The 26,085-nt window shown below is 54.9% G+C and carries 28 protein-coding genes; 16 read left to right on the top strand and 12 right to left on the bottom strand.

Annotated features, from left to right (window positions below; genetic code table 11):
- Window positions 1-131: 131 nt before the first annotated feature.
- Window positions 132-713: an ACP phosphodiesterase gene (gene acpH, locus J4614_RS11970; RefSeq protein WP_001009858.1), complete on the bottom strand. Its 582-nt coding sequence runs from the start codon at window positions 711-713 to the stop codon at window positions 132-134.
- Window positions 714-806: 93 nt separating this feature from the next.
- Between acpH and queA the strand changes: the two genes are divergently transcribed.
- The 7 genes from queA to J4614_RS11935 all read left to right on the top strand — a co-directional run bounded on the left by queA (window position 807) and on the right by J4614_RS11935 (window position 7,381).
- Window positions 807-1,871, top strand: coding sequence for a tRNA preQ1(34) S-adenosylmethionine ribosyltransferase-isomerase QueA (gene queA, locus J4614_RS11965; RefSeq protein ID WP_001266524.1), 1,065 nt, complete (start codon window positions 807-809; stop codon window positions 1,869-1,871).
- Window positions 1,872-2,055: 184 nt separating this feature from the next.
- A complete protein-coding gene (tgt, locus tag J4614_RS11960) occupies window positions 2,056-3,183 on the top strand; it encodes a tRNA guanosine(34) transglycosylase Tgt (RefSeq protein WP_000667305.1) in 1,128 nt (375 codons plus the stop codon).
- Between the two features lie 22 nt (window positions 3,184-3,205).
- Window positions 3,206-3,538, top strand: coding sequence for a preprotein translocase subunit YajC (yajC, locus tag J4614_RS11955; RefSeq protein WP_000007628.1), 333 nt, complete (start codon window positions 3,206-3,208; stop codon window positions 3,536-3,538).
- A 27-nt stretch (window positions 3,539-3,565) separates the two neighbouring features.
- On the top strand, window positions 3,566-5,413 hold the full coding sequence (gene secD, locus J4614_RS11950; RefSeq protein ID WP_000934811.1) for a protein translocase subunit SecD: 1,848 nt from the start codon (window positions 3,566-3,568) through the stop codon (window positions 5,411-5,413).
- A gap of 10 nt (window positions 5,414-5,423) precedes the next feature.
- Window positions 5,424-6,395, top strand: coding sequence for a protein translocase subunit SecF (gene secF / locus J4614_RS11945; protein WP_000046629.1), 972 nt, complete (start codon window positions 5,424-5,426; stop codon window positions 6,393-6,395).
- Between the two features lie 93 nt (window positions 6,396-6,488).
- The gene (gene yajD / locus J4614_RS11940) at window positions 6,489-6,836 is read left to right on the top strand and encodes an HNH nuclease YajD (protein ID WP_000974818.1); all 348 of its coding nucleotides are present in this window, start codon (window positions 6,489-6,491) and stop codon (window positions 6,834-6,836) included.
- Window positions 6,837-7,273: 437 nt separating this feature from the next.
- Complete coding sequence (locus tag J4614_RS11935; protein WP_000176312.1) at window positions 7,274-7,381, top strand: type I toxin-antitoxin system toxin Ldr family protein; 108 nt, start codon at window positions 7,274-7,276, stop codon at window positions 7,379-7,381.
- 83 nt (window positions 7,382-7,464) lie between these two features.
- Here J4614_RS11935 and J4614_RS11930 read toward each other — a convergent pair whose 3' ends face one another.
- Window positions 7,465-8,328: a nucleoside-specific channel-forming protein Tsx gene (locus tag J4614_RS11930; protein WP_208293180.1), complete on the bottom strand. Its 864-nt coding sequence runs from the start codon at window positions 8,326-8,328 to the stop codon at window positions 7,465-7,467.
- 299 nt (window positions 8,329-8,627) lie between these two features.
- Window positions 8,628-9,167, bottom strand: a complete 540-nt coding sequence (locus J4614_RS11925; RefSeq protein WP_000198486.1) for a DUF3251 domain-containing protein — start codon at window positions 9,165-9,167, stop codon at window positions 8,628-8,630.
- Between the two features lie 151 nt (window positions 9,168-9,318).
- Between J4614_RS11925 and nrdR the strand changes: the two genes are divergently transcribed.
- The 6 genes from nrdR to pgpA all read left to right on the top strand — a co-directional run bounded on the left by nrdR (window position 9,319) and on the right by pgpA (window position 13,423).
- Complete coding sequence (nrdR, locus tag J4614_RS11920) at window positions 9,319-9,768, top strand: transcriptional regulator NrdR (RefSeq protein ID WP_000543533.1); 450 nt, start codon at window positions 9,319-9,321, stop codon at window positions 9,766-9,768.
- A gap of 3 nt (window positions 9,769-9,771) precedes the next feature.
- The gene (ribD, locus tag J4614_RS11915) at window positions 9,772-10,875 is read left to right on the top strand and encodes a bifunctional diaminohydroxyphosphoribosylaminopyrimidine deaminase/5-amino-6-(5-phosphoribosylamino)uracil reductase RibD (RefSeq protein ID WP_023212893.1); all 1,104 of its coding nucleotides are present in this window, start codon (window positions 9,772-9,774) and stop codon (window positions 10,873-10,875) included.
- Between the two features lie 88 nt (window positions 10,876-10,963).
- Window positions 10,964-11,434, top strand: a complete 471-nt coding sequence (gene ribE / locus J4614_RS11910; RefSeq protein ID WP_001021370.1) for a 6,7-dimethyl-8-ribityllumazine synthase — start codon at window positions 10,964-10,966, stop codon at window positions 11,432-11,434.
- 20 nt (window positions 11,435-11,454) lie between these two features.
- Window positions 11,455-11,874: a transcription antitermination factor NusB gene (nusB, locus tag J4614_RS11905; RefSeq protein ID WP_000801129.1), complete on the top strand. Its 420-nt coding sequence runs from the start codon at window positions 11,455-11,457 to the stop codon at window positions 11,872-11,874.
- A gap of 78 nt (window positions 11,875-11,952) precedes the next feature.
- Window positions 11,953-12,930, top strand: coding sequence for a thiamine-phosphate kinase (thiL, locus tag J4614_RS11900; RefSeq protein ID WP_023212894.1), 978 nt, complete (start codon window positions 11,953-11,955; stop codon window positions 12,928-12,930).
- Window positions 12,908-13,423 (top strand): phosphatidylglycerophosphatase A, encoded by a 516-nt coding sequence (gene pgpA, locus J4614_RS11895; RefSeq protein ID WP_000154063.1) that lies wholly within the window; start codon window positions 12,908-12,910, stop codon window positions 13,421-13,423. Before thiL ends, pgpA begins: the two co-directional genes overlap by 23 nt.
- A 103-nt stretch (window positions 13,424-13,526) precedes the next feature.
- Here pgpA and J4614_RS11890 read toward each other — a convergent pair whose 3' ends face one another.
- From J4614_RS11890 to xseB, 4 genes are read right to left on the bottom strand one after another with little or no spacing between them, the layout of a single operon-like run.
- The gene (locus tag J4614_RS11890; protein WP_023258937.1) at window positions 13,527-14,501 is read right to left on the bottom strand and encodes an aldo/keto reductase; all 975 of its coding nucleotides are present in this window, start codon (window positions 14,499-14,501) and stop codon (window positions 13,527-13,529) included.
- Between the two features lie 56 nt (window positions 14,502-14,557).
- Window positions 14,558-16,420 carry a 1-deoxy-D-xylulose-5-phosphate synthase gene (gene dxs, locus J4614_RS11885; RefSeq protein ID WP_000006777.1) on the bottom strand — a complete coding sequence of 621 codons (1,863 nt, stop codon included), beginning with the start codon at window positions 16,418-16,420 and terminating at the stop codon, window positions 14,558-14,560.
- Between the two features lie 23 nt (window positions 16,421-16,443).
- Window positions 16,444-17,343: a (2E,6E)-farnesyl diphosphate synthase gene (gene ispA, locus J4614_RS11880; RefSeq protein ID WP_000348074.1), complete on the bottom strand. Its 900-nt coding sequence runs from the start codon at window positions 17,341-17,343 to the stop codon at window positions 16,444-16,446.
- Window positions 17,344-17,586 (bottom strand): exodeoxyribonuclease VII small subunit, encoded by a 243-nt coding sequence (xseB, locus tag J4614_RS11875; protein WP_001124944.1) that lies wholly within the window; start codon window positions 17,584-17,586, stop codon window positions 17,344-17,346.
- Between the two features lie 209 nt (window positions 17,587-17,795).
- Between xseB and thiI the strand changes: the two genes are divergently transcribed.
- Window positions 17,796-19,244 (top strand): tRNA uracil 4-sulfurtransferase ThiI, encoded by a 1,449-nt coding sequence (gene thiI, locus J4614_RS11870; RefSeq protein WP_000668648.1) that lies wholly within the window; start codon window positions 17,796-17,798, stop codon window positions 19,242-19,244.
- Window positions 19,245-19,287: 43 nt separating this feature from the next.
- On the opposite strand, the gene phnV is transcribed toward thiI, so the two are convergent.
- The 5 genes from phnV to phnR form a co-directional block, all read right to left on the bottom strand.
- Entirely contained in the window at window positions 19,288-20,085 is a 798-nt protein-coding gene (phnV, locus tag J4614_RS11865; protein ID WP_000909790.1) for a 2-aminoethylphosphonate ABC transport system, membrane component PhnV, read from the bottom strand.
- Window positions 20,086-20,087: 2 nt separating this feature from the next.
- On the bottom strand, window positions 20,088-20,948 hold the full coding sequence (gene phnU / locus J4614_RS11860) for a 2-aminoethylphosphonate ABC transporter permease subunit (protein ID WP_000052718.1): 861 nt from the start codon (window positions 20,946-20,948) through the stop codon (window positions 20,088-20,090).
- Window positions 20,949-20,950: 2 nt separating this feature from the next.
- On the bottom strand, window positions 20,951-22,060 hold the full coding sequence (gene phnT, locus J4614_RS11855) for a 2-aminoethylphosphonate ABC transport system ATP-binding subunit PhnT (RefSeq protein ID WP_000928796.1): 1,110 nt from the start codon (window positions 22,058-22,060) through the stop codon (window positions 20,951-20,953).
- A 5-nt stretch (window positions 22,061-22,065) separates the two neighbouring features.
- On the bottom strand, window positions 22,066-23,079 hold the full coding sequence (gene phnS / locus J4614_RS11850) for a 2-aminoethylphosphonate ABC transporter substrate-binding protein (RefSeq protein WP_000778008.1): 1,014 nt from the start codon (window positions 23,077-23,079) through the stop codon (window positions 22,066-22,068).
- A gap of 197 nt (window positions 23,080-23,276) precedes the next feature.
- Complete coding sequence (gene phnR / locus J4614_RS11845) at window positions 23,277-23,996, bottom strand: phosphonate utilization transcriptional regulator PhnR (RefSeq protein ID WP_000836268.1); 720 nt, start codon at window positions 23,994-23,996, stop codon at window positions 23,277-23,279.
- A 139-nt stretch (window positions 23,997-24,135) separates the two neighbouring features.
- On the opposite strand from phnR, the gene phnW reads away from it, so the two are divergent.
- Together phnW and phnX are read left to right on the top strand one after the other, a co-directional pair.
- Window positions 24,136-25,239, top strand: a complete 1,104-nt coding sequence (gene phnW / locus J4614_RS11840) for a 2-aminoethylphosphonate--pyruvate transaminase (protein ID WP_000203956.1) — start codon at window positions 24,136-24,138, stop codon at window positions 25,237-25,239.
- A 9-nt stretch (window positions 25,240-25,248) separates the two neighbouring features.
- Window positions 25,249-26,058: a phosphonoacetaldehyde hydrolase gene (gene phnX / locus J4614_RS11835; RefSeq protein WP_001550221.1), complete on the top strand. Its 810-nt coding sequence runs from the start codon at window positions 25,249-25,251 to the stop codon at window positions 26,056-26,058.
- The last annotated feature ends 27 nt before the right edge of the window (window positions 26,059-26,085 follow it).

Below are 26,085 nucleotides of genomic sequence, written 5' to 3'. Positions count from 1 at the left end.
GTCTTGACAATCAATGAGACAGCTTTTGCCTATCGATCGGGTCATTATAAATCGTAATGATGACCCCTTTATGACAGCGAACGATCTTTCTGCCAATGGCGGTTCTGACGCACGCCCTCGCTATCAGGCCGTCACAGCGCTTTGCGGGCGGCCTGTGCCATCATACGCGGATAAAAATGCCAGAAGCGCTCTTCTAACGCGTCGTAGTGCGCGTCCAGATCGTACCAGGAATCACGCAAGGCATCCAGCCGGGGACGGCGATTCGCCATGCCATTCAGCACGTTTTGAATGAAATCCATATCGCGATACCGCTCTAACCATTTTTCTGACCAAAGATAATCATTCAGGTTGACAAAGCGCGGCGGGGAGTCGGGCAGAATCGTCGCGACCTGCGCATGGGCGTAGCCGACAAACGCCTGAAGTGGAAAATCAGGAGAGATTTGCGTCCAGTGGCGCGATAAAAAATGATCCCACATGACGTCCAGCGTAATGGGCGCCACGCGCCGCGTTTCATGGCGGAACCACTCTCGCGCCTCACGAACTTCCGGCAGGTTGTCGGTCATGACGTCAATACGCCGATGCATATAAATACCCTCTACGACGTCAGGAGGATAATGTGTTGCCGGGTTACCGCGGACAAAATCGGCCAGCAGATTACCGGAAAGCGAGCTGTCGGCAAGGTGCGCCAGATGCAGGTGAGCAAGAAAATTCATTATTGATTCTCTGTCCAAAAAGCGGGTAACGGTTGCAGCGGGAACGCCCCGGCACTAGACTACCCGCCTCTTATTTTAGTCTGAGTCAGAGTCATGCGCGTTACCGATTTTTCCTTTGAACTACCCGAATCCCTGATTGCCCACTACCCACAGCCGGAACGCAGTCGCTGCCGTTTGCTGTCATTAGAGGGGCCGACGGGCGCGCTGACGCACGGTACTTTCACCGATCTGCTCGATAAGCTCAACCCTGGCGATTTGTTGGTCTTCAATAATACCCGCGTGATCCCGGCGCGGCTCTTTGGCCGTAAAGCCAGCGGCGGCAAGATAGAAGTGCTGGTCGAACGTATGCTCGATGATAAACGCATCCTGGCGCATATTCGCGCTTCTAAAGCGCCAAAACCGGGTACGGAACTGCTGCTGGGCGACGACGAAAGTATTCACGCGACCATGACCGCGCGTCACGGCGCTCTGTTTGAAGTTGAGTTTAATGACCCGCGTCCGGTGCTGGATATTCTTAACGCCATCGGCCATATGCCGTTGCCGCCGTATATCGACCGTCCGGACGAGGACGCCGACCGCGAACTGTACCAGACGGTCTACAGTGAAAAACCGGGCGCCGTCGCCGCGCCGACCGCCGGGCTGCACTTTGATGAGCCGCTGCTGGCGGCGCTTCGTGAGAAAGGTATCGAAATGGCGTTTGTTACGCTACACGTAGGCGCGGGCACTTTCCAGCCGGTGCGTGTCGATACCATTGAAGATCATATCATGCACTCCGAATATGCTGAGGTGCCGCAAGAGGTGGTCGACGCGGTGCTGGCGGCGAAAGCGCGCGGCAACCGGGTTATCGCCGTCGGCACCACCTCGGTACGCTCGCTGGAAAGCGCGGCGCAGGCGGCAAAAAGCGATTTGATAGAGCCGTTCTTCGGCGATACGCAAATCTTTATTTATCCAGGTTATCAATACAAAGTGATTGATGCGCTGATCACCAACTTCCATCTGCCGGAATCGACGTTGATTATGCTGGTTTCCGCATTTGCCGGTTATCAACACACCATGAATGCCTATAAGACTGCGGTAGAACAAAAATATCGCTTTTTTAGCTACGGGGACGCGATGTTTATCACGTACAATCCGCAGGCTATTTTTGAGCGTCCGTAAGAATGCCATTTTGACGCCGGGCAGTGCTCGCCATCCTCACGTACTGCGTGTACGCTCCGGTGGCTGTGCGCTGGCCGACCCCAAACTGGCTGCGCCGATGACGCCTTCGGGAATTTATTAGCTATGGAATCATTCCGTAGCGAGTCGTTAAACGTCGGACTGTTTTTCTGACGCAGGAGTGATAATGAAATTTGAGTTAGATACCACCGATGGTCGCGCGCGTCGCGGTCGTCTGGTGTTTGATCGTGGCGTAGTGGAAACGCCTGCTTTTATGCCTGTGGGTACTTACGGTACCGTGAAAGGCATGACGCCGGAAGAAGTGGAAGCGACCGGCGCGCAGATTATTCTCGGCAACACTTTCCACCTGTGGCTGCGCCCGGGTCAGGAAATCATGAAGCTGCATGGCGATCTGCACGATTTTATGCAGTGGAAAGGGCCGATTCTCACCGATTCCGGCGGCTTCCAGGTTTTCAGCCTCGGCGATATTCGTAAGATTACCGAGCAAGGTGTGCACTTCCGTAACCCGATCAACGGCGATCCGATTTTCCTCGATCCGGAAAAGTCGATGGAGATCCAGTACGATCTCGGTTCCGATATCGTGATGATCTTTGATGAATGTACGCCGTACCCGGCAGACTGGGACTATGCTAAACGCTCGATGGAGATGTCATTGCGTTGGGCAAAGCGTAGCCGCGACCGTTTTGATAGCCTTGGCAATAAGAATGCGCTTTTTGGCATCATTCAGGGCAGCGTTTACGAAGATTTACGCGATATCTCGGTGAAAGGTCTGGTAGAGATTGGCTTTGATGGCTACGCTGTCGGCGGTTTGGCTGTCGGTGAGCCGAAAGCAGATATGCACCGCATTCTGGAGCACGTTTGCCCGCAGATCCCGGCTGACAAACCGCGTTACCTGATGGGCGTGGGTAAACCGGAAGATCTGGTGGAAGGGGTGCGTCGCGGTATTGATATGTTTGACTGTGTCATGCCAACGCGAAATGCCCGTAATGGTCATCTGTTTGTGACCGACGGCGTGGTGAAGATTCGTAATGCAAAGCATAAAAGCGACACCAGCCCGCTTGACGCCGAGTGCGATTGCTACACCTGTCGCAATTATTCACGCGCTTACTTGCATCATCTCGACCGTTGCAACGAAATATTAGGTGCGCGTCTCAATACCATTCATAACTTGCGTTACTACCAGCGTTTGATGGCGGGTTTACGCAAGGCTATTGAAGAGGGTAAATTAGAGAGCTTCGTAACCGAGTTTTACCAACGTCAGGGGCGACCCGTTCCACCTTTGAACGTTGATTAATTTTAATAATGAGGGAATTTGAATGAGCTTTTTTATTTCTGATGCGGTAGCGGCAACAGGTGCTCCGGCGCAGGGCAGCCCGATGTCTCTGATTTTAATGCTGGTGGTGTTTGGTCTGATTTTCTATTTCATGATCCTGCGCCCGCAGCAGAAGCGCACCAAAGAGCACAAAAAGCTGATGGACTCCATTGCGAAAGGTGATGAAGTTCTGACGAATGGCGGTCTGGTCGGTCGAGTGACCAAAGTAGCGGAAGCCGGCTACATTGCCATCGCGCTGAATGACACCACGGAAGTGGTTATCAAACGTGACTTCGTAGCTGCCGTTCTGCCGAAAGGCACCATGAAGGCGCTGTAATATTTCGTTTTCCCAAAGGGAACTGCCGTGTTAAACCGTTATCCTTTGTGGAAGTACATCATGCTGGTCGTCGTGATTATCGTCGGCCTGCTTTACGCACTTCCCAACCTGTATGGTGAGGATCCGGCTGTTCAAATCACTGGCGTGCGCGGCGTCGCCGCCAGTGAGCAAACGCTGATCCAGGTCCAGAAAACGTTACAAGAAGAAAAAATTCCCGCTAAGTCTGTGGCACTGGAAGAGGGCGCTATTCTTGCGCGCTTCGACACCACCGATACCCAGCTACGCGCCCGTGAAGCGCTGATGAGCGTGCTGGGGGATAAATATGTCGTGGCGCTTAACCTTGCGCCGGCTACGCCGCGCTGGTTGGCGGCTATTCACGCCGATCCGATGAAGCTCGGTCTTGATCTGCGCGGCGGCGTTCACTTCCTGATGGAAGTGGATATGGATACCGCGTTAGGTAAACTCCAGGAACAAAATATCGATAGCCTGCGCAGCGATCTGCGTGAAAAAGGCATTCCTTATACCACCGTTCGTAAAGAAAATAATTATGGGCTGAGCATCACGTTCCGTGACAGCAAAGCGCGTGATGAGGCGATCGCCTATCTGACGCCGCGTCATCGTGACCTGGTGATTTCCAGCCAGAGCGGCAATCAACTTCGCGCGGTAATGACCGATGCGCGCCTGAGCGAAGCGCGTGAATACGCCGTTCAGCAGAACATTAATATTCTGCGTAACCGTGTTAACCAACTGGGCGTCGCGGAGCCTGTCGTACAGCGTCAGGGCGCAGACCGTATTGTGGTTGAGCTGCCGGGTATCCAGGATACCGCTCGTGCGAAAGAAATTCTCGGCGCGACCGCGACGCTGGAATTCCGTCTGGTGAATACCAACGTTGACCAGGCCGCTGCTGCTGCCGGGCGCGTACCGGGTGATTCCGAAGTGAAACAGACCCGCGAAGGTCAGCCGGTGGTATTGTACAAACGCGTGATCCTCACCGGCGACCATATCACCGACTCGACGTCCAGCCAGGATGAATATAACCAACCGCAGGTTAACATCTCGCTGGATAGCGCAGGCGGCAATATCATGTCTAACTTCACTAAGGACAATATCGGCAAACCGATGGCGACCCTGTTTGTGGAGTATAAAGACAGCGGTAAGAAAGACGCTAACGGTCGCGCCGTACTGGTGAAACAGGAAGAGGTGATTAACATTGCCAACATCCAGTCTCGGCTGGGTAACAGCTTCCGTATTACCGGTATCAGCAACCCGAACGAAGCGCGTCAGCTCTCGTTGTTGCTGCGTGCGGGCGCCCTGATCGCGCCGATTCAGATCGTTGAAGAGCGCACCATTGGCCCGACTTTGGGTATGCAGAACATCAAGCAGGGCCTGGAAGCCTGTCTGGCCGGTCTGGTGGTCTCCATCCTGTTCATGATCTTCTTCTATAAGAAGTTTGGTCTGATTGCGACCAGCGCGTTAGTGGCTAACCTGGTGTTGATTGTCGGTATCATGTCGCTGTTGCCGGGGGCAACGCTCAGTATGCCGGGGATTGCGGGTATCGTGTTAACCCTTGCGGTGGCGGTCGACGCCAACGTTCTGATTAACGAACGTATCAAAGAAGAGTTGAGTAATGGCCGCACGGTACAGCAGGCGATAAACGAAGGCTATGCCGGCGCGTTCAGTTCCATCTTCGATGCGAACATCACGACGCTGATTAAAGTCATCATTCTGTATGCTGTCGGTACCGGGGCAATTAAAGGGTTCGCGATTACGACCGGTATCGGTGTGGCGACGTCGATGTTTACCGCGATTATCGGTACGCGTGCTATCGTAAACCTGCTATATGGCGGCAAGCGCGTCACTAAGCTGTCAATCTGAGGAGTGCGATGTGGCACAGGAATACACTGTTGAACAACTAAACCACGGCCGTAAAGTCTATGACTTTATGCGCTGGGACTTCTGGGCATTCGGCATCTCCGGGCTGTTGCTGATCGCGGCCATTGTCATTATGGGCGTACGCGGGTTTAACTGGGGGCTGGATTTCACCGGTGGCACGGTAATTGAAATCACGCTGGAAAAACCGGCTGAAATGGACGTGATGCGCGAAGCGCTGCAAAAAGCGGGCTATGAAGAGCCGCAGTTGCAGAACTTTGGCAGCAGTCACGACATTATGGTGCGTATGCCGCCAACCGAAGGTGAAACCGGTGGTCAGGTGCTGGGTAGCAAAGTGGTGACGATCATTAATGAAGCCACCAACCAGAACGCGGCCGTGAAGCGTATTGAATTCGTGGGGCCAAGCGTGGGCGCCGATCTGGCGCAAACCGGCGCTATGGCGCTGCTGGTGGCGTTGATCTCTATCCTCGTTTATGTCGGTTTCCGCTTTGAGTGGCGACTGGCGGCAGGGGTGGTCATCGCGCTGGCGCACGACGTGATCATTACGCTGGGGATATTGTCGCTTTTCCATATCGAGATTGACCTGACCATTGTGGCATCGTTGATGTCGGTGATCGGTTACTCGCTGAACGACAGTATCGTGGTCTCTGACCGTATTCGTGAAAACTTCCGCAAAATCCGTCGCGGGACGCCTTACGAAATCTTTAACGTGTCGCTGACCCAGACGCTACACCGCACGTTGATTACCTCCGGTACGACGTTAGTGGTAATTCTGATGCTGTACCTCTTCGGCGGTCCGGTACTGGAAGGCTTCTCGCTGACGATGCTGATCGGTGTCTCTATTGGTACGGCATCTTCTATCTATGTCGCATCGGCGCTGGCGCTGAAACTCGGTATGAAGCGCGAGCATATGCTGCAGCAGAAAGTCGAAAAAGAAGGGGCGGATCAGCCGTCCATTCTGCCGTAAGCTGGCGTTAACATGACTGAAAAAAGCCGCAACATCGCAGGGTGCTGCGGCTTTTTATTATCCAGAATAAACTCGATTGCATGAGGAACTATCATGGCTATCATCCCAAAAAACTACGCGCGCCTGGAAAGCGGCTATCGTGAAAAAGCGCTGAAGCTGTTTCCGTGGGTGTGCGGACGTTGTTCCCGTGAGTTTGTGTATTCAAATCTGCGTGAGCTGACGGTGCATCATATCGATCATGACCACACCAATAATCCGGAAGACGGCAGCAACTGGGAGCTATTGTGCCTCTACTGCCACGATCACGAGCATTCCAAATATACCGAAGCCGATCAGTATGGTTCGACGGTCATTGCCGGGGAAGATGCGCAAAAAGATGTCGGCGAGGCGACTTATAACCCGTTTGCCGATCTGAAAGCGATGATGAATAAAAAGAAATAAGCAGACTGCTGACAAAGCTGTTGGTGCTGTTGAATGTTAGGTTACGCTTCGCTCCACCCAACGGAATCCGCAATATAAATGAATTATTGGTTTTCGTAGGTCGGATGCAATCCGACATTTTTTCAGCCCCGGAGTTTGTCGCCAGCCCCAAACGTCCTGTAACGCATACATTGTCACTGGAATCCCGATCGCAAGGTTGGGATTTTTTTGTTTTTAATTCATGCCGATACTAGCGAGCAGAGTAGAATCAGCGGTAAGCCGGGGCAACCCGGTGAGGCGCAATGTTGCGGGGGCTTGATCCCCGGTGGCCTTGTCGCTGGAAAGAGAAAACCCCCGCACATTGTTCGGTATTCACCGGCAACATTACGGGGGCTAACTTGACCCTAGACAAGTTGAGGATAGCCGCGAACCGTTGCCATTGCAACAAAGGCGGCAATATGACGCTCACAGAGTTGAGCATTACTATCTGGCACGATCTGGCGGCACCAACGCTGGTCGGGATTGCGACAGGTCTGTTTTTAGGCTGGTGGCATCGCCGGAAGTAATGTGAAGTGGGCGCGACTCGCCGCCGGATGGCAGCATGCGCCCGAAACGGGCCAGAGGGCGACCTCTGGCCTTTTTTGCAGGTTTAGAAGTTGTAACCCACGACCAGGTAGCCGCCCCAGCCGGTAGATTTCGCGCTGAAATCGCCGTCGCCCCAGTTCAGTTTTGCGCCATTCTGCCACTGTCCGCCGTTATGGAAGTAACGTGCAACGACCGAGTAGTGCCAGTGATCGTAGTTCAGCGCCAGGATATGGCTGGAAGCGATGGAGTTGCTGGTACGGTTCGGATCGTCGCCTAAATCAGATCCCCAGTCAAAGTTGGTAAAGCCGATATAGCTCAGTTTACCGCCCCACAGATCGGTGATGGGGACGAAGTATTTTACTTTGAAACGGTAGCCGTCCCATTCGTTTTCATTGGACGCGCCGTAGTTTTGCCACTGATATTTCGCATACACGTTCAGCGACAGGCCCATCGGCAGGCCGGTGTTGATATCGGTCCCCAGACCCATATACCACGTGCTCTGGCGGCTGGCTTTGTTATCGCCCATATCGTAGATGTAGTTGTTGGCGAAATACCACTCTTTAAACGGGCCGAAGCTCAGGTCTGCGCCGGTCAGCTTATCAATCGAGAAACGCGGTTCGATTTCCATGAACAGCGGAGAACCGTCGGACCAGATACCTTTATCGTTGCCGTTACCCCAATCAAAGGTTTTGGGAATATCGATATAGCCGTAGAAATCAAACCAGTCTTTTTTGGCAAATGCTTCATATTCCAGATAGACGTCGTTGTTCAATTTCGGCGAGAAACGGGTATGGTAGCTGCCTACCACGTTTACGCTCTGGTGCCACCAGTCGGACAAATACTGCGGCTGATCATTTTCTGCTGCGTTAGCAGTAAAAGATGAGGTGAGCGCCAGCGCTGCGCTGACTGCGAGTAAAGTTTTTTTCATATGTATGCCACTGTTTGAAATCCCTTACGGGAGTGAAAAGAACGCAATTTGCGTTTCTAAATATTTCGTGTTTCTGCGGAGCCTATTATAAAAATCATTGCTCACAAAAATATGTCTTGTTTCACATATCTATCATTTACGTAATCGATTGCGTTCACGTTTGCGCACTTTAGGCGCGGCGACAGTACTATCTTTCATGAATATTACCAATCCATGTCATAAATGACGGAAATGTCAGTAGGGCAACAAAAGTCGCGCGGGGGATGTTGCGGAACGCACAAAACGCTCCGCCAGAACGTTTATTGATTAACAGGCTGAATATCATGGATGCGAATGAAGCCTAACTGCGCCGGTGTGATCCCCTTCAACGGTAACGAAATATTGACATCACTGGGCGCCAGCAAACTGGCAGGGGCATTTACCAGAAGGCTCTGTGCATTCACCTCCTGATAGTTCTCCGTAGTGCCCTGAATTTGCCCGTACTCTACGGTAGCGCTGAATGCCGGCAGCGGATCGCGGGACTCGCCCTGAATGCGTAACGTTGCGTGAGCGCCGTCTGCGACAGGCGTAATCTCCAGCAATGTCATACGTAGCGTACCGATCTGACTCTCCAGCCGGGCAGGCGTATTGGCGCCAGGCAACAAATAGACGCCGCGGGTTGACTCCGCATTCAGCTTATTTTGTTGGGTAATTTTTACCGTTTCCTGATTCAGTTGGGTCATCTCTTTATTCAGGGTGCTAATGCTTTGATGCATCTGGCGAACTTCGCTCTGCGGCGCGCAGGCGGTCAGGCTCAAGAGACTTCCCACCAGGAGAATTCTTAGGTAACGTCTTGTCATGTCGATCATTTCCTTCGTGGTCCGATAGCGTAATGGTAGTGCGCTATACACACAAAGGCACCGATCCTTTATCTCAAAAGCGCTCCGCCTTTGTTGTCGCGCCAGTTCAGGGTAAAATAGCGTTTTCTAAATCATCTGGTCAGGACGCCGTATGCATTGCCCATTTTGTTTCGCCGTAGATACCAAAGTCATTGACTCTCGTCTTGTAGGCGAGGGCTCGTCCGTGCGCCGCCGTCGGCAGTGTCTGGTGTGTAATGAACGCTTTACGACCTTTGAAGTGGCTGAACTGGTCATGCCGCGCGTGATAAAAAGCAACGATGTGCGCGAACCCTTTAATGAGGATAAGCTGCGTAGCGGCATGTTGAGAGCGCTGGAAAAAAGACCCGTCAGCGCAGATGATGTTGAAATGGCATTGAACCATATTAAGTCACAATTACGTGCCACTGGGGAGCGTGAAGTTCCCAGCAAGATGATTGGCAACCTGGTCATGGAGCAGCTGAAAAAACTCGATAAAGTCGCGTATATTCGCTTTGCCTCCGTCTATCGCAGTTTCGAAGATATCAAAGACTTTGGCGAAGAAATCGCTCGCCTACAGGACTAAGCCATGCAGGATGAGTTTTACATGGCGCGAGCGCTCAAACTGGCGCAGCGTGGACGTTTCACCACTCACCCGAACCCTAATGTCGGCTGTGTCATTGTTAACAATGGCGACATCGTCGGCGAAGGTTATCACCATCGCGCCGGAGAGCCGCACGCCGAGGTCCATGCTCTGCGGATGGCGGGCGCAAAAGCCAAAGGCGCAACCGCCTATGTCACGCTTGAACCCTGTAGCCATCATGGGCGAACGCCGCCATGTTGCGATGCGCTGATTGCGGCCGGCGTCGCGCGCGTGGTCGCCGCGATGCAGGACCCAAATCCACAGGTCGCCGGGCGCGGGCTGTATCGCTTGCAACAGGCGGGTATTGCGGTCAGCCACGGGTTAATGATGAGTGAAGCGGAGGCGCTCAATAAAGGCTTCCTCAAGCGGATGCGTACCGGATTCCCTTATCTTCAGCTTAAACTGGGCGCCTCCGTGGATGGACGGACGGCGATGGCCAGCGGCGAAAGCCAGTGGATCACCTCGCCGCAGGCCCGGCGCGACGTTCAGCGCTTGCGTGCGCAAAGCCACGCTATCTTAACCAGTAGCGCGACGGTATTGGCTGACGATCCGGCCTTGACGGTGCGTTGGGCGGAGTTAGACGCCTCTACGCAGGCGTCTTACCCGCAGGAAAATCTGCGCCAGCCGGTGCGAATTGTTATCGACAGCCAAAACCGGGTAACGCCTGCGCATCGTATTGTGCAGCAGCCTGGCGAAACGTGGATTGCGCGTACCCAGGAAGATAGCCGCACGTGGCCCGATTCGGTTCGTACTATCAGCGTACCAGCGCACAACGGACATTTGGATCTGGTTGTGCTGATGATGCAGTTAGGCAGGCAGCAGATTAATAGCATATGGGTTGAAGCCGGACCGGGACTGGCGGGCGCGTTGCTGCAAGCCGGGCTGGTGGATGAACTGATTGTCTATGTCGCGCCTAAATTGTTGGGAACCCAGGCGCGGGGATTATGCGAATTGCCAGGGCTTGAGAAGCTCGCCGACGCGCCGCAATTTACCTTCAGCGAAATACGACATGTCGGCCCGGATGTTTGCCTGCATATGGTGAGCGTATGAGTTCTCCCGTCGAAAGGGGAGCAGCGCTCAAATTATTATGATAAAATCCGCCCCCCTGCGGGGCCAAATGAACCCTGGAAGAGAGAATATGAACATTATTAAAGCTAACGTTGCAGCCCCTGACGCTCGCGTCGCCATCACTATTGCGCGTTTCAATCAGTTTATCAACGACAGCCTGCTGGATGGCGCGGTTGATGCCCTGACGCGTATTGGTCAGGTAAAAGATGATAATATTACCGTAGTGTGGGTGCCTGGCGCCTATGAACTGCCGCTGGCGACCGATGCGCTGGCGAAAAGCGGTAAATATGACGCCGTGGTTGCGCTGGGAACCGTGATTCGCGGGGGGACTGCGCACTTTGAATATGTGGCAGGCGGCGCCAGCAATGGCCTGGCAAGCGTTGCCCAGGACAGTGGCGTGCCGGTAGCCTTTGGTGTTCTGACCACCGAGAGTATTGAACAAGCCATCGAACGTGCTGGTACAAAAGCCGGTAATAAAGGCGCAGAAGCTGCGCTGACCGCGCTTGAAATGATTAATGTATTGAAAGCCATTAAGGCCTGATTTTTTGTAAGGGGAATTCCGTGAAACCTGCTGCTCGTCGCCGCGCCCGTGAGTGTGCCGTCCAGGCGCTTTACTCCTGGCAGTTGTCCCAGAACGACATCGCTGATGTTGAATACCAGTTCCTGGCGGAACAGGACGTAAAAGACGTCGACGTTCTCTATTTCCGTGAACTGCTATCCGGGGTGGCGACTAACAGCGCGTACCTGGATGGTTTAATGAAACCGTATCTGTCCCGCCTGCTTGAAGAGCTGGGACAGGTTGAAAAAGCCGTGCTGCGTATTGCGTTGTTTGAGCTGTCAAAACGCAGCGATGTGCCTTATAAAGTGGCCATCAACGAAGCGATTGAACTGGCGAAAACCTTTGGCGCTGAAGACAGCCACAAATTCGTCAACGGCGTACTGGATAAAGCAGCTCCGGTGATTCGTCCCAACAAAAAGTGATTCACAGGCCGGAAAGATAGCGGGCGATGGATACCCGCCGTCTCCGGCCTTTTCTTTTTTTCTGCTGAGGCATAACGTATGGCATGTGGCGAGTTTTCCCTGATTGCCCGTTATTTTGACCGTGTAAGAAGCTCTCGTCTTGATGTTGAAACCGGTATTGGCGACGATTGTGCGCTCCTGAATATTCCTGAAAAGCAGACCCTGGCGATCAGTACCGATACGCTGGTGGCGGGCAACCACTTCCTCCCTGATATCGATCCTGCCGATCTGGCTTATAAAGCGTTGGCGGTGAATTTAAGCGATCTGGCCGCGATGGGGGCCGACCCGGCCTGGTTAACGCTGGCGTTAACGTTGCCGGAAGTGGATGAGCCGTGGCTGGAGGCTTTTAGCGACAGTCTGTTTGCGCTATTGAATTACTACGATATGCAGCTGATTGGCGGGGACACCACGCGTGGACCGCTGTCGATGACGCTGGGTATCCACGGTTATATCCCGGCAGGGCGCGCACTCAAGCGATCTGGCGCGAAGCCGGGCGACTGGATTTATATCACCGGTACGCCGGGCGACAGCGCTGCCGGGCTGGCGGTTTTGCAAAACCGGCTACAGGTGTCGGAGGAGACAGACGCTCACTATTTAATTCAACGGCATTTACGCCCGACGCCGCGTATTTTACACGGCCAGGCGCTGCGTGATATCGCCAGCGCGGCTATCGATCTTTCCGATGGTTTGATTTCCGATCTGGGGCATATCGTCAAGGCCAGCGGCTGTGGGGCAAGAGTAGATGTTGATGCGCTGCCAAAATCCGATGCGATGATGCGCCATGTTGATGACGGGCAGGCGCTGCGTTGGGCGCTTTCCGGCGGCGAAGACTATGAGCTGTGCTTTACGGTGCCGGAACTGAACCGTGGCGCGCTGGATGTCGCCATTGGTCAACTGGGTGTTCCCTTTACCTGCGTAGGTCAAATGAGCGCAGATATTGAAGGGCTGAATTTTGTACGTGACGGAATGCCTGTCACCTTTGACTGGAAAGGATATGACCATTTTGCCACGCCATAAAGATGTTGCGAAAAGCCGCCTGAATTTGCGCAATCCGTGGCACCTGCTCGCTACCGGCTTTGGCAGCGGGCTGAGCCCCGTGGTGCCGGGCACGATGGGCTCGCTGGCGGCGATCCCCTTCTGGTATTTGATGACGTTTCTGCCGTGGCAGCTTTATTCGCTGGTCGTGATGTTTGGGATCTGCATTGGCGTTTATCTTTGCCATCAGACGGCGAAAGATATGGGCGTACACGACCACGGCAGTATTGTCTGGGATGAATTTATCGGTATGTGGATAACGCTGATGGCGTTGCCGACGACGGACTGGCAGTGGGTGGCTGCCGGGTTCGTTATTTTCCGCATTCTGGATATGTGGAAACCCTGGCCGATCCGTTGGTTTGATCGCAACGTGCACGGCGGCATGGGGATTATGATCGATGATATCGTCGCCGGGGTGATATCCGCCGGCATACTGTATTTTATCGGTCATCACTGGCCGCTCGGTATTATTTAAAGGGTTTGCCGGATGGCGGCGTAAATGCCTTATCCGGCCTACCCCCGAACAATATGTCGATTTCGCAGGCCCGATAAGCGCCGCGCCATCGGGCAATGGCACATTATTTAAATCCCACCACCGGATGCTGTTTGTACGGCGTTTCGAGTTCGGCAATCTGCTCCGGTTTGAGCGTTAAATCAACGGCATTCAGCAACTCATCTAACTGCTCTTCACGCGAAGTGCCGATAATCGGCGCGGCGACGCCTCGTTTGCTGAGTAGCCAGGCCAGCGCGACCTGCGCTCGCGTTGCGCCAAGCGCCTCGCTGACGCCAGCCAGCCGTTCCGCTATTTGCGCATCATTTTTATCGCTTTCAGCGTATAAATTTTTACCCACGTCATCCGAGACCAGCCGGGCCGTGGTTTCTCCCCAAGGGCGAGTTAAGCGTCCGCGCGCCAGCGGACTCCACGGAATCACGGCAACGCCTTCCTGCCAGCACAGCGGTAGCATCTCTCGCTCTTCCTCGCGGTAGATCAGGTTATAGTGATCCTGCATGGTGACAAACGGCGCCCAGCCGTGTTGTTTTTGTAGCGCCAGCGCCTGGGCAAATTGTGAGGCGTGCATTGAGGAAGCGCCGATATAGCGGGCTTTACCCGCCTTCACCACGTCGTTTAGCGCTTCCAGAGTTTCTTCTATTGGTGTGGTGTAATCCCAGCGGTGGATTTGCAGGATATCGACATACTCCATTCCCAGACGGGCGAGGCTATCGTCAATAGAGCGCAGGATTTGCGCGCGGGACAATCCTTCCGGCAGATCGCCGACGCGATGGAAGACTTTCGTCGCTACCACCACCTCGTCGCGCCGGGCGAAATCACGCAGCGCGCGACCGACAATCTCTTCGCTGCTGCCGTCGGAGTAGCTGTTGGCGGTATCAAAAAAGTTAATGCCGCCCTCAAGGGCGCGCTTGATGATGGGACGGCTGCTCTCTTCGGGAAGCGTCCAGGCGTGATTGCCGCGACTCGGCTCGCCGAATGTCATGCAGCCCAGACAAAGGCGGGATACCCGAAGATCTGTATTTCCTAACGTGTTGTATTGCATGACTCCGCTCCTGTTATACCCGTCACTCTTCAAGCATAGCAGGAGCAAAGAGGGGATTATGCCAGCCAGGCCTTGATTTTGGCTTCAATGCCTGCGGCGTCGAGCCCCAGTTCCGCGCGGGCTTCTTCCTGCGTTCCTTGCGGGATAAAGAAATCCGGAAGGCCGATATTCAGCACAGGTACAGGTTTACGATGGGCCATTAGCACTTCGTTTACGCCGCTGCCAGCGCCGCCCATAATGGCGTTTTCTTCCAGCGTCACCAGCGCGTCATGCTGCGCGGCCATCTCCAGAATTAACGTGTCGTCCAGCGGCTTAACAAAGCGCATGTCGACCAGCGTGGCGTTCAGCGCTTCGGCGACTTTCGCCGCCTCAGGCATTAAGGTGCCAAAGTTCAGAATCGCCAGTTTTTCGCCATGACGCTTCACAAGGCCTTTACCAATAGGCAGTTTTTCCAGCGGGGTTAGCGCCACGCCCTGCGCATTACCGCGTGGATAACGTACTGCCGTCGGGCCGTCGTTATAGTGATACCCGGTAAATAACATCTGGCGACATTCGTTTTCGTCGCTTGGCGTCATGATCACCATATCCGGGATGCAGCGCAGATAGGAGAGATCGAACGCGCCCTGGTGTGTTTGTCCATCCGCGCCAACGATACCGGCGCGATCGATGGCGAACATGACCGGCAGTTTCTGGATAGCGACGTCATGGATGACCTGATCGTAGGCGCGTTGCAGGAAAGTAGAGTAGATCGCCACGACGGGCTTATAGCCGCCAATCGCCAGGCCTGCGGCGAAGGTGACGGCATGCTGCTCGGCGATGGCGACGTCAAAATAGCGATCCGGGAATTTACGTGAAAATTCCACCATGCCGGAACCTTCGCGCATTGCCGGGGTGATCGCCATCAGCTTGCTGTCTTTGGCGGCGGTTTCACACAGCCAGTCACCGAAGATTTTTGAATAACCTGGCAGACCGCCGCTGCTTTTCGGCAAACATCCGCTGGAAGGATCAAATTTAGGCACCGCATGGAAAGTGATCGGATCTTTTTCCGCGGGCTCATAGCCGCGGCCTTTCTTGGTCATGATATGCAGGAACTGCGGGCCTTTCAGGTCGCGCATGTTCTTCAATGTGCTGATAAGCCCCATGACATCGTGACCATCGACCGGCCCGATGTAGTTAAAGCCCAGCTCTTCGAACAGTGTGCCCGGCACAACCATGCCTTTAATATGTTCTTCGGTACGCTTGAGCAGTTCTTTAATTGGCGGTACGCCGGAGAAGACCTTTTTTCCGCCTTCGCGCAGAGAAGAGTAAAGCTTACCGGAAAGTAGCTGCGCCAGATGGTTGTTGAGCGCGCCGACGTTTTCCGAAATCGACATCTCATTGTCGTTCAGAATGACCAGCATGTCGGGCCGGATATCGCCTGCGTGATTCATTGCTTCAAACGCCATACCGGCGGTGATGGCACCGTCGCCAATCACACAGACGGTGCGGCGATCTTTGCCTTCTTTCTCCGCCGCTACGGCAATACCGATACCGGCGCTGATGGAGGTGGAGGAATGCCCAACGCTCAGCACATCGTATTCGCTTTCTCCGCGCCACGGGAACGGGTGCAGACCGCCTTTCTGGCGAATGGTGCCGATTTTGTCGCGACGACCGGTAAGGATTTTATGTGGATAAGCCTGGTGCCCAACATCCCAGATTAGCTGGTCAAACGGGGTGTTGTAGACATAATGCAGCGCCACGGTAAGTTCTACCGTGCCCAGCCCGGAAGCGAAGTGCCCGCTGGAACGGCTTACGCTGTCGAGTAAGTAGCGGCGTAGCTCGTCGCAGAGTTTCGGCAGACTCTCTTTCGGTAACAGTCGTAACTCCTGGGTGGAGTCGACCAATGCCAGGGTAGGGTATTTGGCTATATCAAAACTCATCGCAAGCTCATTGGATATGGGGTTTATTTATCACGCTGGATTATGTAGTTCGCTAGCGCTTCCAGTGCCGAGGTGTCCAGTGATTGCGCGGCCAGCTGATGTAACGACTGACGGGCGTCCTCTATCAGGTCCCGGGCTTTATTCCGGGCTTGCTCAAGACCCAGAAGTGCAGGGTAGGTACTTTTGCCAAGCTGCTGGTCTGCGCCCTGACGTTTACCTAACGTTGCAGTATCGCCCACCACATCCAGAATGTCATCCTGAACCTGGAAGGCAAGGCCGATACTCTCTGCATAGCGGTCAAGTATCGGCAGAGTATTCCGTCCTTTATCGCCCGCGCTCAACGCGCCAAGTCTAACGGCGGCGCGAATGAGCGCGCCGGTCTTATGGCGATGAATGCGTTCCAGCGCGTCCAGAGTGATCCGCTGGCCTTCTGCCGCCAGATCCAATGCCTGACCGCCGCACATACCGGCGATGCCGCTGGCGTTCGCCAGTTCGGCGATCATCGCGATACGATCGCGATCGGCGACTTCCGGCATCGGCGCGTCGCTGATAATGGCAAACGCCAGCGTTTGCAACGCGTCTCCCGCCAGGATTGCGTTGGCTTCGCCAAATTTAATATGGCAAGTCGGCAGGCCGCGACGCAAATCGTCATCGTCCATTGCTGGCAGGTCGTCATGGATCAGCGAATAGGCATGAATGCATTCGACCGCCGCAGCTGGCGCATCCAGCGTTGCCGTACTGACGCCAAACATTTGACCGGTGGCGTAAACCAGAAATGGCCGCAGGCGTTTACCGCCTAATAATGCGCCATACTGCATGGCTTCGACCACGGGAGTGTTCTGAAAGGGCAGTGGCGCGATAAAACGGCTCAGCGCCTGATTCGCTTGCGTTACGCAAGCCTGTAGCTGCTGCGTAAAGTCCATTTACTCATTATCCGCGATAAAAGGCTCAGGTGAAGCCTCTTCATTATCAGACAGCAAAATTTGCACGCGCTGTTCCGCCTGCTGCAGTTTTGCCTGCCCCTGACGCGCCAGTTGTACGCCGCGCTCGAATTCATTCAGCGCGTCTTCCAGCGGCAAATCGCCGCTTTCCAGGCGGGTAACAATATGTTCCAGCTCGCTCAGCGCAGTTTCAAAGCTGGCGGGCGCCTCATTTTTCTTCGGCATGATGACTGTTTGACTCTCTGTAATGGCAGCACAAGTCTATGGTAACGGACTCACACTGATAAGCAAATAACGCGCAATGGTAAGGGGAAATGCGCAAGATGTCCGTGATAGTGATATACTTCCGCGCCTGGATGCAGCCGTAGGTATGGGCTGCTGTACTATTTCTCCACGACAAGCCTTAGATAGCTTGCTAAAGAACCATTGCCGCCATGAAGTTTATCATTAAATTGTTCCCGGAAATCACTATCAAAAGCCAATCTGTGCGTTTGCGCTTTATAAAAATTTTAACCGGGAACATCCGTAACGTTTTAAAGCACTACGATGAGACCCTCGCGGTTGTCCGTCACTGGGATAACATTGAAGTTCGCGCCAAAGATGAAAACCAGCGTCTGGCGATTCGCGACGCGCTGACCCGCATTCCGGGGATTCACCATATTCTTGAAGTCGAAGATGTGCCGTTCACCGATATGCACGACATTTTCGAGAAAGCGTTGGCGCAGTATCGCGAGCAGCTTGAAGGCAAAACCTTCTGCGTGCGCGTAAAACGTCGCGGTAAGCATGAGTTTAGCTCCATTGAGGTGGAGCGCTATGTCGGCGGCGGATTAAATCAGCATATTGAATCGGCGCGCGTGAAGCTCACTAACCCGGATGTGACGGTGCATCTGGAAGTGGAAGATGATCGCCTGCTGTTGATCAAAGGGCGTTATGAAGGTATTGGCGGTTTCCCGATTGGCACCCAGGAAGATGTGCTGTCGCTGATCTCCGGCGGTTTTGACTCCGGCGTCTCCAGCTATATGCTGATGCGTCGCGGCTGCCGCGTACACTACTGCTTCTTTAACCTCGGCGGCGCGGCGCATGAAATCGGCGTTCGCCAGGTGGCGCATTACCTGTGGAACCGCTTTGGCAGCTCCCATCGCGTGCGTTTTGTAGCGATTAACTTCGAACCGGTGGTCGGCGAGATTCTGGAGAAAGTTGACGACGGCCAGATGGGCGTGGTGCTCAAACGTATGATGGTACGCGCGGCGTCGAAAGTGGCGGAACGTTACGGCGTACAGGCGCTGGTGACCGGCGAAGCGCTGGGCCAGGTGTCCAGCCAGACGCTAACCAACTTGCGCTTGATCGATAACGTGTCTGACACGCTGATCTTGCGCCCGCTGATCTCTTACGATAAAGAGCACATTATCAACCTGGCGCGCCAGATTGGTACGGAAGATTTTGCCCGTACGATGCCGGAATACTGTGGCGTGATTTCCAAAAGTCCGACGGTGAAAGCCATTAAAGCGAAAATTGAAGCCGAAGAAGAAAATTTCGACTTCAGTATTCTCGATAAGGTGGTAGAAGAAGCGAACAACGTCGATATTCGTGAAATCGCCCAGCAGACCCAGCAGGAGGTGGTGGAAGTAGAAACCGTGAGCGGTTTTGGCGCCAACGATGTGATTCTGGATATCCGTTCTGTCGATGAGCAGGATGACAAGCCGCTGAAAGTGGAAGGCGTCGACGTCGTTTCGCTGCCTTTCTACAAGCTGAGCACTAAATTTGGCGACCTCGATCAGAGCAAAACCTGGCTGCTATGGTGCGAACGCGGCGTAATGAGTCGCCTGCAGGCGCTCTATCTGCGCGAGCAGGGGTTTGCCAATGTGAAGGTGTATCGTCCGTAATTCCTTTGCCGGGTGGCGGCTATGTCCTACCCGGCCTACCGTTTTATTTGTGCCCCAACCGTTTTGCAATGCGCTCCAGCTTCATCATCAGCAGCAGCGTAATGGCCACCAGCACAATGGTCAGCGCCGCGCCGTCGGCGATATTTCCACGGTCGGTCAGGCTAAAGATAGCCACCGGTAGCGTCGTCCAGCCCGGCGGATAAATCATCATCGTCGCGCCCAACTCCCCCATGGAGAGCGATAAACTCAGCGCCAGCGCTGACATCATCCACGGCATCAATAACGGCAACGTCACGTGACGCAGACGATACCAGGGCGATGCCCCCAGACTCGACGCGACGTTTTCAATATCGGCGGAAATTCGCGCCAGTCCGGTCGACACGTTACTGAAGGTAAAGGCGGAAATCAGCACAAAGTGCGCTGTCAGCACAATCCATAGGGTGCCGTTCATTTGCAATGGCCCCTGGCTGAAAGCAACCAGAATGCCCAGGCCCACGGATACTGACGGAATCGCACTCGGCAGATAGAACACCATACTTAACCATTTCTGCGTTTTCACCCCATATTGACGCAGCGCCAGCGCCGCCCAAACGCCGCAAAGCAGCGCAAACAGGCTGGCGCAAAAGCCAATCGTGAGGCTGGCAAGTAGGGCGTCCCATGCCGCACCGTGCAGAGCGTTAACAAAGTGGTTCAGTGTGAAGCCACTCGGCAGAATACCGTTCCACTGCTGGCTAAGGCTGGACATCAGAATCACTGCCAGCGGCAGGAAAAAGAACACGATAAACAGTACGCTAGCCACAACGCCCGCCGCTGCGCGTCCTTTAGGTGACCAAATTAGCATGGCTAGCTCCTTACGCTGGTACGCGATGCCGCCAGGCGATAGAGGGAGAACAGCCCCAGCGACAAGACAATGTTAATCAACGCAATCATGCAGGCGACCGTATAGTCGGACTCCAGAATCGCTTTGCTGTAAACCATCATCGGCAGGGTGTTAACTCCCTTCGCGCCAATAAACAGTACGATGCCAAACTCGTTAGTGGTCAACAGCAGGCACAGGCTGCCACCAGCCATCAGCGCCGGTAGCGCCGCCGGGAAAATCACCTGCCCAATCACCCGTAATGGGTGCGCCCCCAGAATGCTGGCTGCCTCTAGCTGGCTTTTATCAATTTGCCGCAGCGCGGCCATCAGTGGCCGCATCACCAGCGGAGTGAACACCGTGATCTCCGCCAGAATGACGCCCTGCATCGAGTAGAGAAAATCCACCGGCGGTAGCTCAAAGGCAAACAGGCTCATCAGCGTACCGTTGAGCAGACCCGCTGACCCATAAATAAAGGTGAACGCCAGCGTAATCAGGAAGGTCGGCAGCGCAATAAAAGTATCGACGACCCGACCAATCAACTCGCTTCCGGGGAAAGGAATAAACACCAGAATCAGCGACATCACGCTGCCCAGCAGCAGGCAACCGGCGGTGGCGAAAAAGGCGATTTGCAACGTGTTCAGCAACGCGCCGACAAAGCGTTTCGAGTCGACCACCTGGCGGAAGGTCTCGAGCCCGATCTCGCCATTGGCACCGCGTAGCGCCTGTTCAACGATGAGCGACAGAGGCCAGAAAAACAGTGTCGCCAGCACCAGCAACGGGAGCAGCAGCCACAGCAGCGGGCGTAGGTTAAGCGCCGGTTTTTCCAGAGGTAAAATGAGTGACATGGTTATACCTCAATCAGGACCGCATCATCCGGTTCGAACCACAGCGCCAGCTTGTCGCCCACGCGCGGCAGCGGATTGACATGCGTCAACACCATCCGCACCGTTTCGCCAGCAACGTCACACAACAGATGGGTTAAATCGCCCTGCCAGTGCACCGATTGCAGTGTGGCGTTGAAGCGGTTGCTGTAGGCCGAACGCGGCGTCAGGCTGAGGTGCTGAGGACGAATGCACAGCAGTTTGTTGTAACCGTGGTGGCTGCCCCGGCTGAACGCGCGAATCACCGCACCGCCGCAGCTGACGTCCACCAACCCCGGAATCTCCGTTATCCCCAGCGCAATGGCGGAGAGAATATTGGCGCGACCTAAGAATTCGGCGGCAAAACGATTGGGCGGATGCTGATATAGCGCGCGGGTTTCGCCGTGAGCAATCAGCGAGCCATCCTTCATAATGCCGATTTTATCGGCCAGGGTGAGCGCTTCCGTTTGATCGTGGGTGACGTAGAGAATAGTGAGTTCCGGCAGCTCACGGTGAAGACGGGCGATTTCTTCCACCATATTATGACGAATCTGTGCGTCCAGCGCTGACAGTGGTTCATCCAGCAACAGCACGCGCGGGCGCACGGCAATCGCGCGGGCGATGGCCACGCGTTGCTGCTGGCCGCCGGAAAGTTGATGCGGATAACGGGTGGCGTAATCACTCATGCCAACCGTTTTCAGCGCCTGCGTTACACGCTCATTAATTAGCGCCTTTGGCTGCTTCTGCGCACGCAGGCCAAAAGCGACGTTGTCTTCCACTTTCAGATGCGGGAACAAGGCGTAGTTCTGCACCACCATCGCCAACCCGCGTTTATAGGGTGGCAGATGGGTGACGTCCGTATCGCCAATCAGAATACGGCCGCCTGCAGGTTGCACAAAGCCCGCAACCGCACGCAGCACCGTCGTTTTTCCAGATCCTGATGGGCCAATCAGCGCCAGCACTTCGCCAGGTTCAATCGTCAAAGAGAGCGGTTTAAGCACCACGTTGCCGTGATACGCAACGCGCAGTGAGTCGAGGACTATCCCCGATGTCCCCTGCGATGCAGGGGCGTGAACGGCGGTCGTTTTCATCAGCATCAGGCTTACTCGCTTTCGGTCACTTTGTGCCAACGGCTAATATCTGCCGACAGCGAAACGGCTACGTCATCCCAATTTGGCTGCCAGCTCTGCACGCCTTCTAACGCGGCAGTGGCGGCCTTGTAATGTTCGTCGCTCGGCGTCACGTCGCTGCGTACCGGCATTCCCCAGGAGAGTTCGCTGACGCGAGTCTGCGCTTCTTTACTCAGCAGGAAGTTAATCAGCTTTTTACCGTTTTCACTCTGCGGTGCCCCCTGGACCAGGCCAATGACATAAGGGATGGCCAGCGCGCTGCGCTCGCCTTTGTCGTTGGCCGGCCAGAAGATTTTCACGTTCGGGTTACGTTCCATCTGCGCGAGGTTCATTTGCAGGTCGCCGTTAGCGACGTAGATTTCACCTTTATTAACCAGCGCGGTTAGCTTGCCGGTAGAGGCAGATGGCCCGACGTTATTGGCCTGCAGCTTGCCGAGATACGCAAAACCGGCATCTTTACTGCCGAAGCTGTGGAAAGCCTGCAGCATTACCGCCGTGCCGTCAGCGGCCTGACCTGGCGTGGAATACTGGAGTTTATTTTTGAATTTACCGTCAAGCAGATCCTGCCAGCTCGCCGGGGCAGTTTTCAGCAGTTTGCTGTTGTAGATAAAGCTCAGATAGTTCTTTACCAGCGGCGAATAAAGGTTGTTGGCATCGGGGATAGCCGATGCGGCGTCGGTGTTAAAGTTCGCCAGCAGCTTTTCGGCGGCGGCGCGCTGAATGAATGGCGGCGCGGTTACCAGCACGTCGGCTTGCGGATTCGTACGCTCTTTTGCCAGACGTTCCACTACCACGCCACCACCGCCTTCAACATAGCGTACGGTAATGCCGGTCGCTTTAGTGAATGCGTCAAACTGCACCTGGTACCAGCTGTTATCGCCATCGTGCAGCCCGTCGATGGAGTACACCGTGACCACTGATTCCGCCCATGACGGGGCGCTGGCGAGAGCGAAGACAGACAGCAGAGCAAGTCGGGAAAGTTTCATCGTAATAGCCTCATAGCGTACATTGCATTTTCTGGCCTATACCAGGTTTGCTTTTTACGCTAAACGGCTTATGTGACAAAACGATGAAAAAGAAATAAATCAGTCCACGCTGGATGATGCTGCGCTTATCCGGATAGCCGTGAGACGATACGATTGACAGGCCGGATAAGGCTCGCAGCCAACATCCGGCGCATCCGCTAGTGGGTATCTACCTCAATGCGCAGGCTGTCGTGACGCCAGTATTCGATATCCAGATCCAGCACTCGCCCGTGTTGATCGTAGTTCAGACGGCGCAGCAACAGCGCCGGGCGCCCTTCCATAACTCCCAGCGCCTGTGCGGCCTGCGCAGGCATGGCGGTGGGGTAGAATGACAGATGCATGCTGGTATAGACGAGGTTGTAGTGCGACTCGTATACCTCGGTCAGGCTGCCGTTGAGATCGTACTGCAGCAGCTCAGGCACGCGGGCGGGCAAACAATGGTTTTCGCAGTAGCACACGGCGCGGCCATCGGCGTAACGCAGACGGGTCAGCAGATAGATTTGATCAAACGGCTGGAGCTGGAGGGGCTCCATGACCTCGACAGGCACTGTGGTTAACACGCCGCTCAGTAGCGCGGTTTTTGGCTCCCGCCCCTGCTCGCGGCAAAGCTTATGGAAGTTGGTGTTCTGGGTCGGATCCAGCCACAGGCGTTCCGGCGTAACGAACCAACCGCGACGATCGGCGCGCCAGATAAGCCCACTGGACTCCAGCTGCGCCAGGCTTTCGCGAATAGTAATGCGCGTGGTGTTGAAGATCGCGCACAGTTCGCGTTCAGACGGCAGTTTATCACCGCTTTTCAACGCACCGCTCTGAATACGCGCCTGAAGCTGCGCCTTGATCAACAGGTACTGCGGGATATCGCCCGGGATAGATTTCATGCTTACTCGCTTCCGTTTTACCTGCCGCCATTATACAAGCAGAGATGAATTTTTTGTTGCAGCGCGATTTTCTCTTTGACCCGTCGCGGCAAAGATCGTCATGATAAATGCAATCTGGTATAGACCAAAGGTAAATAACATGACTTCGCGTAACTATCTGCTGCTGACTCCTGGCCCGCTCACCACCTCTCGCACCGTGAAAGAAGCGATGTTGTTCGATAGCTGTACCTGGGATGATGATTACAATATCGGCGTGGTAGAACAGATCCGCCAGCAGTTGACCGCACTGGCAACGGCCTCCGAAGGCTACACCTCCGTACTGCTGCAAGGCAGCGGCAGCTATGCTGTGGAAGCCGTACTGGGCAGCGCATTGGGGCCGCAGGATAAGGTGCTGATCGTCAGCAACGGTGCATACGGCGCACGAATGGTCGAGATGGCCGGCCTTATGGGTATCGCCCATCACGCTTACGACTGCGGCGAAGTTGCGCGCCCGGACGTGCAGGCGATCGACGCGATCCTCAACGCCGACCCGACGATCAGCCATATCGCCATGGTGCATAGCGAAACGACCACCGGGATGCTCAACCCCATTGATGAGGTGGGCGCTCTGGCGCATCGCTATGGCAAAACCTACATCGTTGACGCCATGAGCAGCTTCGGCGGCATCCCCATGGATATTGCAGCATTACACATCGATTATCTGATCAGCTCCGCCAATAAATGCATTCAGGGCGTGCCGGGTTTTGCTTTCGTGATTGCCCGCGAGCAAAAACTGGCCGCGTGCAAAGGGCGTTCCCGCTCGCTGTCGTTAGATCTCTACGCCCAGTGGCGCTGCATGGAGGATAACCACGGCAAATGGCGTTTTACTTCGCCCACTCATACCGTCCTGGCGTTTGCCCAGGCGTTGAAAGAGCTGGCGGAAGAAGGTGGCGTGGCGGCACGTCATCAACGCTATCAGCAAAATCAGCGCAGCCTGGTGGCCGGAATGCGGGCGCTGGGCTTTAACACGCTGCTGGATGACGAACTTCATTCGCCCATTATCACCGCCTTTTATTCACCGGAAGACCCGCAGTATCGCTTTAGCGAATTTTATCGCCGCCTCAAAGAGCAGGGCTTTGTTATCTATCCAGGCAAAGTGTCGCAAAGCGACTGCTTTCGCATCGGCAACATTGGTGAAGTATATGCCGCCGATATCACAGCCCTGCTGACCGCCATTCGTACCGCCATGTACTGGACGAAATAAGGAACCATGATGAACCGTATTCACGCTGTTATTCTCGACTGGGCGGGCACCACCGTCGATTTTGGCTCCTTCGCGCCGACGCAAATTTTCGTCGAGGCGTTCCGTCAGGCATTTGATGTGGAGATCACCCTCGCCGAAGCACGCGTGCCAATGGGGCTGGGTAAATGGCAACACATTGAAGCGCTGGGAAAATTACCTGCTGTTGACGCGCGCTGGCAGGCAAAGTTTGGCCGCTCCATGAGTGCAGCAGATATTGATGCCATCTATGCCGCCTTCATGCCGTTACAGATTGCTAAAGTTGTCGATTTTTCTTCTCCTATTGCCGGAGTTATCGACACGATCGCGGCGCTAAGAGCCGAGGGCATTAAGATAGGCTCCTGCTCCGGTTACCCACGAGCGGTGATGGAGCGCCTGGTCCCCGCCGCCGCTGAGCATGGTTATCGTCCGGATCATTGGGTGGCAACGGACGACCTGGTCGCGGGTGGTCGCCCGGGGCCGTGGATGGCGCTGCAAAACGTGATTGCGCTGGGCATTGATGCGGTCGCGCACTGTGTGAAGGTAGATGATGCCGCGCCGGGCATTAGCGAGGGGCTTAACGCGGGTATGTGGACGGTGGGGCTGGCGGTATCGGGTAACGAATTCGGCGCAACATGGGACGCCTATCAAACAATGTCGAAAGAGGACGTTGCGGTCCGCCGCGAGCACGCGGCCAGCAAGCTGTACGCCGCCGGGGCGCATTACGTGGTGGATTCACTGGCGGATTTACCTGGGGTGATTGCGCATATTAATGCGCGTCTGGCGCAGGGCGAACGCCCGTAAAATAACTGCCGGATGGCGCTGCCGCTT

Origin of the sequence: Salmonella sp. 32031103-2018-00083-FB-01-SM-01, assembly GCF_017571995.1 — a bacterium.
GTDB classification, from domain to species: domain Bacteria; phylum Pseudomonadota; class Gammaproteobacteria; order Enterobacterales; family Enterobacteriaceae; genus Salmonella; species Salmonella enterica.
This window is presented reverse-complemented; position numbering and strand designations above follow the sequence as displayed.